This window comes from Lacrimispora sp. YZC11 (assembly GCF_057543815.1).
The window spans coordinates 105,291-118,382 of the sequence record NZ_BAAJYQ010000021.1 but is presented as its reverse complement, the minus strand read 5'-3'; the positions used below and the strand labels follow the sequence as shown (position 1 = coordinate 118,382).

The following is a 13,092-nucleotide window of genomic DNA, read 5'->3' as shown; positions in this document are numbered from 1 at the left end:
TTGGAGAAACAGGCAAGAATTTATTACACTTCGGATGTTCACGGATACCTGTTCCCTACCTCTTACGGAGACAGAGAAGAGCGGCCCATGGGGCTTTTAAACTGTATTTCCAACTTTAAAAAGGATGGAAATACTCTTGTGTTTGACGGAGGGGATACGCTGCAGGGGGCCCCTTTTGCTACTTACATCACTTCACGGAAAGAAGCTGCCCCGGAGATGAATCCTATAGCGAGGGTATATAATGCGGCAGGGTACGATGCTGTAGTCCCGGGAAACCATGACTTTAATTTTGGCTATGAATGCCTTGCAGAATACTTTCAGGCGCTTCAGGGAGTCTGCCTCTGTGCCAATGCTAAGGATTTAGAAGGAAATACCCGGATATCAAGGAGCCATGTCTTTACCCTGGAAAATGGCCTTCGACTGGGAGTGACCGGAATTGTCACGGATTATGTAAACGTGTGGGAGCAGCCGGAGCATTTAGACAAGATCCGCATTACCTATGCTTTTGAAGCGGCAGCGGAAGAACTTCAAAAGCTGAAAAGCCAGGCGGATGTCACCATATGCATTTATCATGGCGGCTATGAATGTGATCTTGACAAGGGAATGATTTTAAGTACAACCGGCGAAAATGTGGGCTGCCGAATTTTAAAAGAGCTGGATTATGACATCCTTTTGACCGCCCACCAGCACATGTCCGTTCCCGGAAGAGAGCTTTTCGGGACCCATACCTTGCAGCTGGCTCCTAATGCCGTGCAGTATGCATGTCTGGATATCAGGTTTGAAAACGGAAAGGTTTCTGTAAATTCTTCCATCTGCCCTGCCGGAGAGGTTCATGGGAAAGAGCTTTATGAGTCCTTGCTTCCGTTGGAGGAGGCAGTGCAGGAATGGCTGGATGTGGACATCGGCCGCTTAAAAGAGCCGGTTGCGGAAAGGAATAAGCTGGAAATGGCCCTTCATGGGTCAGCCATTGCAGATTTTTTCAATCAGGTCCAGCTGGAATATTCGGGCGCGGATATTTCCTGCGTTGGCCTGGGAAATTCGCCCATCAGCCTGCCGGATCATGTGACCATGCGGGACATGGTGCGGGTGTATCCATTTTCCAATACTCTTGTGGTCCTGGAGGTAAATGAAGAATCTCTTAAAAAGGCCTTGGAACGCTGTGCCGAATATTTTACTTTAAAAGATGGGAATATTGAGATATCGGATGTGTTTTTGATGCCTAAAGTAGAGCATTATAATTATGATTACTTTGCCGGGATAACCTTTGAAGCGGACTTAAAAGAGCCCGTGGGAAAACGGGTGAAAAAGATCCTGTATAAGGGAGCGCCTCTTGGAGAACGTTTTTTAAGTCTTTGCATGAGCGATTACCGGGCAAGCGGCACCGGAGGCTACGAGATATATAGGGAATGCCGGGTCATAAAACGCATTGGAACAGAGGTTCCCCAGATGGCCCTGGAGTATATGAGAAAGCATTCTGAGGTAGAGATCAGGAAAAACGGCGGGGTGATACTGCTGTAAGAAAAATAACCGGTCCTTTCTCAGCGTAAAAATTTTAAACACAGAAAAAATCATTTAAATTGAAACAATTATATTTATTATTTAAATCGTTTAATTAAATAAATAAGTTTATCCAATCATTCTCCGAAAATTTCTTGACAAAAATATGCTCTTCCTTTAGTCTAGCCCTATACCGGAAACGGCAGAAAAATTTCAAGGCAATGAAGCCATAATATTGTGCAGCAGCGCACAGGGTTATGGCCTCATTTTTTATTTTAGAAAAAAGAGGAGATTCGATTATGGATCATGGAGATTTGGCCTGGCTTTTAATAAGCTCGGCAATGGTTTTTATTATGACACCGGGACTGGCATTCTTTTACGGAGGCCTTGTAAAGCGCAGAAATGTTATCAATATGTTGATGTCATCTGCCATCATAATGGGTGTCGGATCCGTTTTATGGGTATTGATCGGTTTTTCCCTGTCTTTCAGCGGTGATCTGGGAGGAGTCATCGGTGATTTAAAATGGGCCGGTTTCAATTTCAACACCTTTACGGACGCGACTCTGCCTTATCCCAACACCCTGGCCTTTGCCATATTCCAGATGATGTTTGCCATTATCGCACCGGCTTTGATTACCGGAGCCATTGCGGAGCGTATGAAGTTTGGTTCCCTTGTTCTTTTCATGGCCCTCTGGTCATTGATCGTTTATTATCCCCTGGCTCATATGGTATGGGGAGGAGGCTTTTTATTCCAGATTGGTTCAGTAGATTTTGCGGGAGGAAATGTGGTACATATCAGCTCCGGCGTCAGTGCTCTTGTGCTTTCCATACTCCTGGGCAAACGTACGAACCTGGGGAAAGCGCCATACCATCCTCACAATATCCCATTCGTATTTCTCGGCGCCTCCCTGCTTTGGTTTGGCTGGTTTGGCTTTAACGGGGGCAGTGCCTTAGCAGCAAATGAGCTGGCCGCCCATGCATTCATGACGACCAACATTGCAGCGGCCTCTGCCCTTCTTTCCTGGGTGCTGGTTGAGGTCATAAAAAACGGAAAACCCACCCTTGTGGGGGCCTCCACCGGCCTTGTCATCGGTCTGGTGGCAATAACTCCCGGAGCCGGTTTCGTCCCTGTCTGGGCAGCGATTGTCATTGGCGGCCTAGTAAGCCCTATTTGTTATTTTTTTATCGATGCAGTAAAGCCCAGATTTGGCTATGACGATGCCCTTGATGTATTCGGATGCCATGGGATCGGCGGTATCTGGGGCGGCATAGCCACCGGAATATTTGGGAAAACCAGCATTAATCCAGCGGCGGCCTGGAACGGCCTTGCATTCGGTGAAACAGCCCTTTTCCTCCGCCAGCTGACTGCCATAGGGATCACCATTGTGATCGCCGTCGCAGGAACTTTTATCACCGCAGGGATTACGTCGTTTGTAACAAAAGGATTTAAGGTTTCAAAGAAAAATGAAGCTCTCGGACTTGATATCTCGGAGCACGGAGAAAACGCCTATCCAGCATTTAATGGAATGGATTAAGAGACAGGGGGACCATCACATGAAAAAAATTGAAGCATATATCCGCCCAGAAAAACTGGAGGAGATTAAGGAAATCATAGATAAACTGAACTTAAACGGCTTGAGCGTCATGCAAGTCATGGGCTGCGGGAACCAGAAGGGCTGGACGGAGTTTGTCCGGGGTGTTGAAGTGGATTACAACTTTCTCACAAAAATCAAAATCGAGACGGTGGTTTCCGATGAACAGGCGGAGGCTGTTGTCGCATGTATCGTGGAAAAGGCTTATACCGGAGAATTCGGGGATGGAAAGATATTTATATCTGAAATACAGGATGCCATAAGGATCCGTACTGGAGAGAGGGGAGTTGCTGCGGTCAAATAGTATGTGAAATATTTTCTTACTTTGTTATAGATTTATGCTAACCTTAATCCCTTCCTGAATCTGTACATGGCGCAAATACCTATAGTTCAGAAGATTTTAGCCGGGCTGATGATTAGTAATGAGAGTTCCCGTGTGTATATCGGAAAACCGGGGCAAGTAAAGTATAAACATTTGGAGAATCTTATGGCTTCAATGGATGAAAGTATTGCTGATGCTTATCCAGGGTCAAAAGTGGGAGATTTGCTATGGGAGGAGTTTCTTTCTATTGAAATATATGTTTCCTATTATATAAGGTTTTGATATAGCTATCATACTCTGCACAATTGGCGGAAAAGTTACCTCTCTAAAAGTGGATATGATGTTGTGTGACAACAAGGGCATCATATCCAGGATTTAAGGGGACTGGATAATGAAAGCTGTATCACGGAATCTACCACAAAGGGCTTTATTAATCTATGTACCTCTGAGTATTGAGGCGGTACGGTTGTTTATATGAAGATCATTAAATTGGAATGTTGCATGAGGAGATTTTAACTCATGTACAAGTATAGCATCATAAATCCCGCTTCATTTGCTCCAAATAAAGCGACTTATTATCAACTGCACGCATTGTAGCTAATATTCCATCTAAATGATCATACTCATGCTGTAATAATTCCGAAAGGTCACCTTCTAAATACATTTTTTGTGGATTGAAATCCTTATCGAAATAAGAAATCTCTGCTCGCTTGTTACGTTCTACTTTAACTATCAGACCTGGAAAAGACATGCAATCATCTAGCAATGTATATTTTTCATTATCTGGAAAAGACATCACTGGATTTATAAAAACATAGGGTTTGTCAATAAACATGTACAGCAATCGCTTCTTAATTCCTATCTGCGGTGCGGCAACTGCACGGCCTGCTCCATATCTCTCCCTATAATCCATAAGAGTGTCATGTAAATCTTGTACCCACTCCGATAAAGAATCAAGATCTGCTTCCGTAATTTCTTCACTCATATCGTATAATTGTGGATTTCCAAGTTTCAATATTTCTCGTACCATCGCTTTTGTCCTCTCCTTTTTAGTTAGATCTATGCTCTATAAATTCCTGTTTATCAACTTAGATCTATTATAGCAAATCCATATATGAAAATATAGCGCTGAATATCTAAGAATTTAATATTCAGTGCTATGATATAATTATTTCTTCCTCTGCACAGCACCTTATAAATGAGGGCAGGGCAAGCACCTTTGTTCAGAATCGAATTAAGGGTTACTAAGATAAACACAGTGCATAATAATGTAAGTTTTACGTTCATGTGTAGAAGTTCATTCCTGTGTTTTAATGGCCCAAGGATCAAATTCGGTAAAAACAAAACAGAATATTGATCAGAAATGGAATGGAATAACCAGAAATGGGTTATAAATGAAATTGTTAAGGAAAAGACAAAATATGAATGGAAAATTCATTCTCAAAAATCAGAAAAGTACATGAATTGTATCATGCATTGAAAAAAGTAATAGGACTCAGGGGTTTTGTTGTTGCCCCCCGTTGAAAGAATATTCAATTCTATGTATAATAGTATTATTACATTCAATGAAAAAGTTAGAATAAACCAGGGAGGAATTATGGACATCAGGGTTGTAGCAGTAGATAACTCAGAGGAATTGTTAGTTAAACTGACTCGTATTTTAAAGGAAATAGACGGAATTGAACTGTGCGGAAGCTTCAATGAAGCCATTGCAGCCATGCAATATGTGAGAGAGAATCCGGTTGATATGGTGTTTTCGGATGTGGTCATGCCGGACATCAGCGGAATTACCCTTGCAGCTAAGCTGTATGAACTGCCGGACCCGCCGGAAGTGGTTCTGCTTTCTGGCATTCCCGGCTTTTCGCTGGAAGCGTGGAAGATCCGGGCCTTTGGCTTTATTATAAAGCCTTATACAAAAACGCAGATTATTAAAATGATTGATCATTATATAATGGATAAAAGCAAAGTCGTATAAATCCGAAAAAAAGGCTGTCAGTGAATTTGGCCTATGCAGTGAAAAATAAGTCTGTCTTTAGCCGGGAAAGGAAGTCACCAGGTTACTGGTTGTATCAAATGGCAGTGGTTATACCGGTTATATGGCCATAGGGGGTTTTTGCGTTTCGTGTAACGCAAAGACCCTTTAAAAATTGTTTCAAATCTACTGGAAACCTTGTATTTCCTGAGTTTTTGTATTTTAATAGACGAACCAAGATGACTATGATATAATGTTAGGACAGTGAAAAAGAGAACCCTTTTTTCCATAAGGAGAAAGATATGAAAGAAAAGTTCAAAATAAAGGGACAGCTGAGGGTGTATATGCAGTGGCCGCTTTATCTGAGCGCACTGCTGATTGCCGCCAATACGGTGATCGGGGCAGCCAGTACAAAGGCGGGCATTATCATGGCGGTTTTCACACTCCTGTATGTAGGAATAGCAGTCTGGCTTTATACTTACAGAAGGAGACTTCTGATGAGCGGACTTGTGGAATTTTCTGCAGAATATTCCTGGATGCAGAAGCAGCTCCTTACCGATCTGGAACTTCCGTATGGAATGGCGGATGAAAGCGGAAGGATTCTCTGGGGAAATACAGCATTTTCAGAGGTGTTAGGGGAAGAAAAGCCTCTAAAGGTCACGAGAAAGAACATCATGACCATTTTTCCGGAGATAACAAAGGAAGTGTTAAAACTTGCCGAAGGTACAGCCGTTCTCCATGCTGTGCGCAATGGACGGAAATACCAGATCCGTTTAAAGGCTGTCTATATGAAAGATTCCTCGGAAGTCATTATTTCATCCATTGGAGTGGAGGCTGCCGGACAGATGCTTGTGGCAGTCTATCTTTTTGATGAAACGGAAATTCTCACCTATAAGCAGATGGTGGATGATCAGAAAATGGTTGCCGGTCTTATTTATCTGGATAATTATGATGAGGCGCTGGAGAGTGTGGAAGAAGTACGCCGATCTCTGCTTACTGCCCTCATTGACCGGAAGATCACCAAGTACATTACCAATATGAATGGAATCGTTAAAAAGCTGGAAAAGGATAAGTACTTTATCGCCATTAAGCAATCCTATATCACCGAGCTTAAGGAGAACCGTTTTTCCATTCTGGAGGAAGTAAAAACCGTTAATATCGGCAATGAGATGGCAGTGACCCTAAGTATTGGTCTCGGTATGAACGGAGACAGCTATTACCGTAATTACGAATTCGCAAGAATCGCTATTGATATGGCCCTTGGACGGGGCGGCGATCAGGCAGTGATTAAGGATGGCGAACGGATCCAGTATTTCGGAGGCAAGGCTCAGCAGGTAGAGAAGACCACTCGTGTAAAGGCCCGTGTAAAGGCCCATGCCCTCAGAGAACTGATGGAAACAAAAGACCGGCTGCTGATCATGGGGCACCGGTTAACAGATATCGATGCCTTTGGCGCGGCAGTTGGAATTTACCGCATTGCCACGGCCATGGATAAGAAGGCCCATATCATTATTAATGAAGTGACTACCTCAGTTCGCCCTATCCTGGACCGTTTTGTGGGGAATTCCGATTATCCGGAAGATTTATTCTTAACCGGGGCCAAGGCAGCGGAAATGGTGGATGCCAATACCCTTTTGGTAGTGGTTGACGTAAACCGTCCCAGCATTACCGATGCGCCGGAGCTTCTGCGCCTTGTAAAGACCATTGTGGTCCTGGATCATCACAGACAGAGCAGTGAGATCATTGACAATGCGGTCCTTTCTTATGTAGAGCCGTATGCTTCCTCTTCCTGCGAAATGGTAGCGGAAGTGCTGCAATACATTGCAGATGGAATTAAAATCAAATCGGCGGAAGCAGACGCCCTGTATGCAGGGATCGTCATAGATACGAATAATTTTACTAACCAGACGGGTGTCAGGACCTTTGAAGCAGCAGCCTTCTTAAGAAGAAACGGTGCGGATGTGGTCCGTGTGCGGAAGATGTTCCGCGATGACCTGGTAGATTATAAGGCAAAGGCGGAGGCTGTCCGGGAGGCGGAGATTTTCGAGGGCAGCTTTGCTATCAGCGTTTGTTCCTCGGTAGGAATCGGAAGCCCTACGGTTGTAGGAGCTCAGGCAGCCAATGAACTGCTCGACATAGCCGGGATCAAGGCCTCCATTGTAATGACTGATTATAATCATGCGGTGTATATAAGCGCCCGTTCCATTGATGAAGTTAATGTACAGGTCATGATGGAAAAGCTGGGCGGCGGCGGACACCGTACCATTGCAGGCGCGCAGCTTGGAGGCATCAGCATTGAAGAAGCGAAAACCCGCGTAAAAGCGGTTATTAAAGAGATGTTAGAGAAGGGAGACATATCATAATGGAAGTTGTATTATTAGAAGACGTAAAGGCATTAGGTAAAAAGGGACAGATCGTTAATGTTAACGATGGATATGCAAGAAATTTCATTCTCCCTAAAAAGCTGGGAATCGAGGCAACAGCTAAGAATTTAAATGACTTAAAGCTTCAGAAGGCCAATGAGGCCAGGGTCGCAGCGGAACAGCTGGATGCTGCAAAGGAGCTTGGAGCCAAGCTTTCGGAAGCAACCGTCACCTTATCCATACGGGCAGGAGAGGGCGGAAGAGCTTTTGGTTCCGTATCAGGAAAGGAAATTTCCGCTGCTATTAAGAACCAGCTGGGATATGATATTGATAAAAAGAAGCTGGTCCTTCCCGAACCGCTCAAAACCTTTGGTTCCCATGAGGTTGCGATCAAGCTTCATAAAGAAGTAACTGCAAAACTGACTGTTAAGGTAGTGGAAAGCTAGGAGGCATGAACATGGATGATGCCCTGATCAAACGGGTACTCCCTCACAGCATCGAGGCAGAGCAATCCGTCATCGGTTCCATGCTGATGGACCGGGATGCAATCATCACGGCTTCTGAGATTGTAACGGCAGGAGATTTTTACCAGCACCAGTATGGCATCATGTTTGAGGCCATGCTGGAGCTTTTTAATGAGAATTTGCCGGTGGATTTAGTGACTCTTCAAAACCGTTTAAAAGTAAAGGATGTTCCTCCCGAAGTTTCAAGCCTGGAATTTGTAAGGGACATCATCACTACGGTCCCTACATCCGCCAATATAAAGTCCTATGCCAATATTGTCCGTGATAAGGCGGTTCTAAGGCGGCTTATTAAGGCAAATGAAGAAATAGCCAATACTTGTTATGCAGGTAAAGAACCGCTGGAGACCATTATGGCTGTCACGGAAAAGACCATATTTGATCTGCTCCAGAACCGTAGCTCCGGGGATTTCGTACCCATCCGCCAGGTTGCCATGAACGTTCTTGAGAAAATCGAAGAGGCTTCCAAAAACCAGGGAACCGTAACCGGAATCCCAACGGGCTTTATTGACTTGGATTACAAGACCTCTGGTCTGCAGCCTTCCGATTTCGTTCTGATTGCTGCCCGCCCTTCCATGGGTAAGACGGCCTTTGTACTGAACCTGGTAGACCATATTGCTGTAAAAAAAGGCCTGCCCAGCATGGTATTCAGCCTTGAGATGTCTAAGGAACAGCTGGTAAACCGTATGCTCGCCATGGAATCCAATGTAGATTCCCAGAAGCTTAGAACCGGAACCTTATCCGATTCCGACTGGGATGCCGTAGTGGAGGGAATCGGAGTCATCGGCAATTCCAAGCTGATCATTGACGATACCCCAGGAATCTCCATCGGAGAACTGCGTTCCAAATGCCGTAAGATGAAGCTGGAATACGGTCTTAACGTGATCATCATCGACTACCTTCAGTTGATGAGCGGAAGCGGAAAAGGCGGCGAAAACCGCCAGCAGGAGATCTCAGAAATTTCCAGATCCTTAAAAGCCTTAGCAAGAGAGATGAATGCTCCCGTGATCGCCTTATCCCAGCTAAGCCGGGCCTGCGAAACAAGACCAGACCACCGCCCCATGCTTTCCGACCTCCGAGAGTCCGGAGCCATCGAGCAGGATGCCGACGTGGTTATGTTCTTATACCGTGATGATTATTATAATAAAGATACAGATATGCCTAATATTGCGGAAGTTATTATTGCAAAACAGAGAAACGGTCCTATTGGAACGGTCAACCTGGTCTGGAGACCGGAATATACGAAGTTTGCAAACATGGCCAGGCAATGAGCGGGATAGAAACAGAGAGTCCCTGGCTCGGAAAAACAAATTTATTTGCTTTTCCGAGCCAGGGACTCTCTGTTTCTATGGGGCGAATGCCCACATCTGGGAGAAGGGATTCGAAGCTCGAATCCCTTCTCCCAGATGGCCCCCGCAGCCTAGTCATTTATCTCCCTTCTATCAAAATTTTCTCAAATCCCTATAAAAAACTTCTAATTCCCATTCATAATCTATCCGAAGTCCGCATATGATATAAATAGTAAGGTTATGAAAACTAAACGAACCAAAGGAGAGGATATAGCTATGGCTGAGATACATTACTTAATATCGGATGCATCGAGGAAGGTCGATGTGGAGTCCCATGTCCTTAGATACTGGGAGGACGAGTTGGAGTTGAAGATTCCCAGAAATGAGATGGGACACCGGTATTACACTGAAGCACACATCCGTTTATTCAAGCAGATTAAAGACTTAAAGGACAAGGGGTATCAGTTAAAGGCCATTAAGACAGCGCTTGATAAGGTAATTGAGGAGGGCAGGGACCCTGTCATACCAGATGAATTATTGGAGGGACAGGTGGCTCAGGAGTTAAAAGACAGTGCAATATCTGGTACGGAGGACGGACCAGGCCTGGAGGTACATAACACGGCGCAGATTTCCATTGCCCAGGAAAAAATGGAGCAGTTTCAGGAGATCATGAACCATATTATTGGACGGGCTTTAGAGGTAAATAATGAGCAGTTGAGCCAGGATGTCAGCTGCATGGTTAATGACAAGGTCATTAAGGAAATGGAATATTTAATGAATTTAAAAGAAGAAAAGGAAGAAGAGCGGTTCAAGCAGTTGGACGAGCTTATGCGTTCGTATCAGAAGGACAACAGAGGGCGTGCAGAAGCAGCCGCTTCCAAGATTCCATTTTTTAACCGGAAAAAGAAATTCGGTCGAAATGGAAAAAAGTTATAAAACCACACTACTTTCAGATAATAGAGCAGTTAAACAGGCTCTGGCAAGGAAATCCGCAGCTGCCGATGAAAGTGGGAACTGCGGATTTTTTACACATACAGATTATTCTTTACAAGCCTTTACAAAAGTCTGAAACAGTCGGAACGCCTCGCCCTTCTTTTCCCACAAATATTCCGGATGCCATTGAACCCCTATAAAAAAGGGATAGCCAGGCATTTCAAGAGCTTCGATCAAATGATCCGGTGAGTAGGCCGAAGCAATAAGTCCGGGAGCAAGATTCCTGACAGCCTGATGGTGCATGCTGTTGACCTTTATAGAGGAGCTACCTGATATCTGGGCAAGGAGACTGTCCTCGCTTATGGCAACCGTATGGCACGGCATATCATAATGAAACGGCTGGGAATGGGCCAGAGGAAATTCCCGTGTTACCTGGGAGGGGATATCCTGCCATATGTCTCCTCCGAGAGCGATATTTAAAACCTGTATTCCCCGGCAGATCCCAAGAACCGGCTTCTTAAGCTCCATTATCATAGGAAGCAGGGATATCTCCATCTGGTCCCTGGCTGCAGATACATTGCCGCAGTGTGCCTGTGTTTCTTCCCCAAAGAGGAAGGGGTGCACATCGGGACCGCCTGTGAATAGAAATCCGTCCAGATCCTGTGAGAGCTGCTTTAAATCCTCTTCCGGAGCATCCAGGGGCATCACGACTGGGATTGCTCCCGCAGCCTTTAACGCTCGCATATAGGTAGGGCGCGCTTTAATATCTCCGCTTTCGGTATCGTGGGCGGGGGTCAGGCCGATCAGTGGTTTTCTCATATTAGAAATGTCCTTTCCTGATGAAAGATTGAAAGAAAAATCACTTTCAACCTCTTGTTTTAGAATCAACTGGATATGCAAGCATATCCGCCTGATTCATAAATATGCGAATATGAAGAACTTGATGATATAACAAAATGCCTCTTCCAGAAAGGAAGAGGCATTTATGTATCCATAATTATGCTTCGGCAATAGCTCCTGTTGGACATACGCCTTCACAAGCGCCACAATCGATACATGCATCTGCATCAATAACAAACTGAGAATCACCCTGGCTGATAGCGCTTACTGGGCATTCACCCTCACAGCTTCCGCAACTAACGCAAGCGTCACTAATAACACGTGCCATGATAAATTACCTCCTTATAATCTATTGATTTTTCTATATTTTATACCATTAATCAAAAATATTCAAGTAGTAAATGGTACAATTATTGTTTAATTTTGGGAGCAATACCGATCAGGGACTCCTGTACGGACATCCCTGATCCCGCTTAAAATGATCTTCTTGGCGGCAACGGCACCTTCTTTGGACATGGGAGGGACATCCTTTAAGGGATAATCCATTCCCATGCTCTCGTATTTTACCTTCCCCATGTCATGATAAGGCAGGACATCAAGGGCTTTCACATTCTTAAGCCCTCCGATAAAACGCCCCAAACTGTATAAATCAGGGGTCTCATCCGTGATCTGGGGTACAGCCACGTGACGGATCCATACCGGGATATCCCGGTCACTTAAGTACTGGGCAAAATCCAGAATGTTTTCATTGGAATGCCCTGTAAGTGTTTTGTGCTTTGTATCAACAATGTGCTTGATGTCCAGCATGACAAGATCGGTAGAGTCCAGAAGTCGGTCTATTTTCTTCCTATAATCCGGATCATTCCTATGAAATGTGACACCAGAGGTATCCAGGCAGGTATGGATGCTTTTCTTTCCTGCTGCTTCAAAAAGCTCAGTCACAAAATCCAGCTGCATAAGGGGCTCCCCGCCGGTGGCCGTTATGCCTCCGCCCCGGTAAAAATTCCGGGACGAATCATACTGCTTTAATAGTTCTTCTACCGTCATTGGCGTGCCGCCCGCCATTTTCCAGGTGTCCGGATTATGGCAATATTGGCAGCGCATGGGACAGCCTTGTAAAAAAATCACCATACGCACGCCCGGCCCGTCAACGGTACCGAAACTTTCAATGGAATGTATATATCCTGTCATACAGATCGCCTTCTTTGCTTTTTATTACATATTGTTGTGGAACGTACGGGAAATTACCTCATCCTGCTGTTCCTTTGTAAGCTTGATAAAGTTCACTGCATAACCGGATACCCGGACGGTAAGCTGCGGATAACTTTCCGGATGCTTCTGAGCATCTAATAGGGTATCACGGGTGAAGACATTGACATTTAAGTGATGTCCGCCTTCTTCCACATAGCCATCTAATAAATTAACAAGGTTATTGATTTGAGATTCGCTGATATTTGCCATTTTATGATCCTCCTTTTGTATTTAATAAGTGTCTTCCATAAACAGCCGGTTGCTTTCCGGGTCTTCATCATCTGCGTCCATGGCCTCGAACAAAGTGGGTACTCTGCAGGCGGAATTTCCGTCTGCACAATCCGTGGAGTTCATGGTTGTAACTGATTTTGCCATTGTTTTATCGGCACTTACAGTACCGTCTTCTGATACGCGGATGTTCATGTGCCCGCCGTTTTCGGCCATGAACTGGTCAAGCATAGAGACGATATCGTCGATCTGTTTCTCCTTTGGATCTGTCATAATAACCACTC

At 44.8% G+C, this 13,092-nt stretch carries 14 protein-coding genes; 8 read left to right on the top strand and 6 right to left on the bottom strand.

The window, feature by feature from the left end:
* The 3 genes from AC27IJ_RS25675 (at position 1) to AC27IJ_RS25665 (ending at position 3,393) form a co-directional block, all read left to right on the top strand.
* The gene (locus AC27IJ_RS25675) at positions 1 to 1,518 is read left to right on the top strand and encodes a bifunctional metallophosphatase/5'-nucleotidase (RefSeq protein ID WP_487151414.1); all 1,518 of its coding nucleotides are present in this window, start codon (positions 1 to 3) and stop codon (positions 1,516 to 1,518) included.
* Between the two features lie 278 nt (positions 1,519 to 1,796).
* Positions 1,797 to 3,032, top strand: coding sequence for an ammonium transporter (locus AC27IJ_RS25670; protein WP_487151412.1), 1,236 nt, complete (start codon positions 1,797 to 1,799; stop codon positions 3,030 to 3,032).
* Between the two features lie 19 nt (positions 3,033 to 3,051).
* Positions 3,052 to 3,393, top strand: coding sequence for a P-II family nitrogen regulator (locus tag AC27IJ_RS25665; RefSeq protein WP_487151410.1), 342 nt, complete (start codon positions 3,052 to 3,054; stop codon positions 3,391 to 3,393).
* Between the two features lie 553 nt (positions 3,394 to 3,946).
* On the opposite strand, the gene AC27IJ_RS25660 is transcribed toward AC27IJ_RS25665, so the two are convergent.
* Positions 3,947 to 4,441, bottom strand: coding sequence for a peptide deformylase (locus AC27IJ_RS25660; RefSeq protein ID WP_312443838.1), 495 nt, complete (start codon positions 4,439 to 4,441; stop codon positions 3,947 to 3,949).
* A 567-nt stretch (positions 4,442 to 5,008) separates the two neighbouring features.
* Here AC27IJ_RS25660 and AC27IJ_RS25655 point away from each other — a divergent pair.
* The 5 genes from AC27IJ_RS25655 (at position 5,009) to AC27IJ_RS25635 (ending at position 10,492) form a co-directional block, all read left to right on the top strand.
* On the top strand, positions 5,009 to 5,386 hold the full coding sequence (locus AC27IJ_RS25655; RefSeq protein WP_312443840.1) for a LytR/AlgR family response regulator transcription factor: 378 nt from the start codon (positions 5,009 to 5,011) through the stop codon (positions 5,384 to 5,386).
* Positions 5,387 to 5,685: 299 nt separating this feature from the next.
* Positions 5,686 to 7,746, top strand: a complete 2,061-nt coding sequence (locus AC27IJ_RS25650) for a DHH family phosphoesterase (RefSeq protein ID WP_312443842.1) — start codon at positions 5,686 to 5,688, stop codon at positions 7,744 to 7,746.
* A complete protein-coding gene (gene rplI / locus AC27IJ_RS25645) occupies positions 7,746 to 8,192 on the top strand; it encodes a 50S ribosomal protein L9 (protein ID WP_312443844.1) in 447 nt (148 codons plus the stop codon). Before AC27IJ_RS25650 ends, rplI begins: the two co-directional genes overlap by 1 nt.
* Positions 8,193 to 8,203: 11 nt before the next feature.
* A complete protein-coding gene (gene dnaB, locus AC27IJ_RS25640; protein ID WP_312443846.1) occupies positions 8,204 to 9,538 on the top strand; it encodes a replicative DNA helicase in 1,335 nt (444 codons plus the stop codon).
* A 294-nt stretch (positions 9,539 to 9,832) separates the two neighbouring features.
* The gene (locus AC27IJ_RS25635; protein WP_312443848.1) at positions 9,833 to 10,492 is read left to right on the top strand and encodes a helix-turn-helix domain-containing protein; all 660 of its coding nucleotides are present in this window, start codon (positions 9,833 to 9,835) and stop codon (positions 10,490 to 10,492) included.
* 102 nt (positions 10,493 to 10,594) lie between these two features.
* Here the strand turns inward: AC27IJ_RS25635 and AC27IJ_RS25630 are convergent, their stop codons facing one another.
* The 5 genes from AC27IJ_RS25630 to AC27IJ_RS25610 form a co-directional block, all read right to left on the bottom strand.
* A complete protein-coding gene (locus tag AC27IJ_RS25630) occupies positions 10,595 to 11,308 on the bottom strand; it encodes a gamma-glutamyl-gamma-aminobutyrate hydrolase family protein (protein ID WP_312443850.1) in 714 nt (237 codons plus the stop codon).
* 178 nt (positions 11,309 to 11,486) lie between these two features.
* On the bottom strand, positions 11,487 to 11,657 hold the full coding sequence (locus tag AC27IJ_RS25625) for a DUF362 domain-containing protein (RefSeq protein ID WP_312443851.1): 171 nt from the start codon (positions 11,655 to 11,657) through the stop codon (positions 11,487 to 11,489).
* A gap of 89 nt (positions 11,658 to 11,746) precedes the next feature.
* Positions 11,747 to 12,520, bottom strand: a complete 774-nt coding sequence (pflA, locus tag AC27IJ_RS25620) for a pyruvate formate-lyase-activating protein (RefSeq protein WP_487151404.1) — start codon at positions 12,518 to 12,520, stop codon at positions 11,747 to 11,749.
* Between the two features lie 24 nt (positions 12,521 to 12,544).
* The gene (gene grcA3 / locus AC27IJ_RS25615; protein ID WP_025231033.1) at positions 12,545 to 12,790 is read right to left on the bottom strand and encodes an autonomous glycyl radical cofactor GrcA3; all 246 of its coding nucleotides are present in this window, start codon (positions 12,788 to 12,790) and stop codon (positions 12,545 to 12,547) included.
* Between the two features lie 21 nt (positions 12,791 to 12,811).
* Positions 12,812 to 13,081 (bottom strand): hypothetical protein, encoded by a 270-nt coding sequence (locus AC27IJ_RS25610; RefSeq protein ID WP_312443854.1) that lies wholly within the window; start codon positions 13,079 to 13,081, stop codon positions 12,812 to 12,814.
* Between the last annotated feature and the right edge of the window lie 11 nt (positions 13,082 to 13,092).

Excerpts from the sequence above, each read along its gene's own strand:
- AC27IJ_RS25670 (WP_487151412.1), top strand. The coding sequence starts at position 1,797 with ATGGATCATGGAGATTTGGCCTGGCTTTTAATAAGCTCGGCAATGGTT.
- AC27IJ_RS25665 (WP_487151410.1), top strand. The coding sequence starts at position 3,052 with ATGAAAAAAATTGAAGCATATATCCGCCCAGAAAAACTGGAGGAGATT.
- AC27IJ_RS25660 (WP_312443838.1), bottom strand. The coding sequence starts at position 4,441 with ATGGTACGAGAAATATTGAAACTTGGAAATCCACAATTATACGATATG.
- AC27IJ_RS25655 (WP_312443840.1), top strand. The coding sequence starts at position 5,009 with ATGGACATCAGGGTTGTAGCAGTAGATAACTCAGAGGAATTGTTAGTT.
- AC27IJ_RS25650 (WP_312443842.1), top strand. The coding sequence starts at position 5,686 with ATGAAAGAAAAGTTCAAAATAAAGGGACAGCTGAGGGTGTATATGCAG.
- rplI (WP_312443844.1), top strand. The coding sequence starts at position 7,746 with ATGGAAGTTGTATTATTAGAAGACGTAAAGGCATTAGGTAAAAAGGGA.
- dnaB (WP_312443846.1), top strand. The coding sequence starts at position 8,204 with ATGGATGATGCCCTGATCAAACGGGTACTCCCTCACAGCATCGAGGCA.
- AC27IJ_RS25635 (WP_312443848.1), top strand. The coding sequence starts at position 9,833 with ATGGCTGAGATACATTACTTAATATCGGATGCATCGAGGAAGGTCGAT.
- AC27IJ_RS25630 (WP_312443850.1), bottom strand. The coding sequence starts at position 11,308 with ATGAGAAAACCACTGATCGGCCTGACCCCCGCCCACGATACCGAAAGC.
- AC27IJ_RS25625 (WP_312443851.1), bottom strand. The coding sequence starts at position 11,657 with ATGGCACGTGTTATTAGTGACGCTTGCGTTAGTTGCGGAAGCTGTGAG.
- pflA (WP_487151404.1), bottom strand. The coding sequence starts at position 12,520 with ATGACAGGATATATACATTCCATTGAAAGTTTCGGTACCGTTGACGGG.
- grcA3 (WP_025231033.1), bottom strand. The coding sequence starts at position 12,790 with ATGGCAAATATCAGCGAATCTCAAATCAATAACCTTGTTAATTTATTA.
- AC27IJ_RS25610 (WP_312443854.1), bottom strand. The coding sequence starts at position 13,081 with ATGACAGATCCAAAGGAGAAACAGATCGACGATATCGTCTCTATGCTT.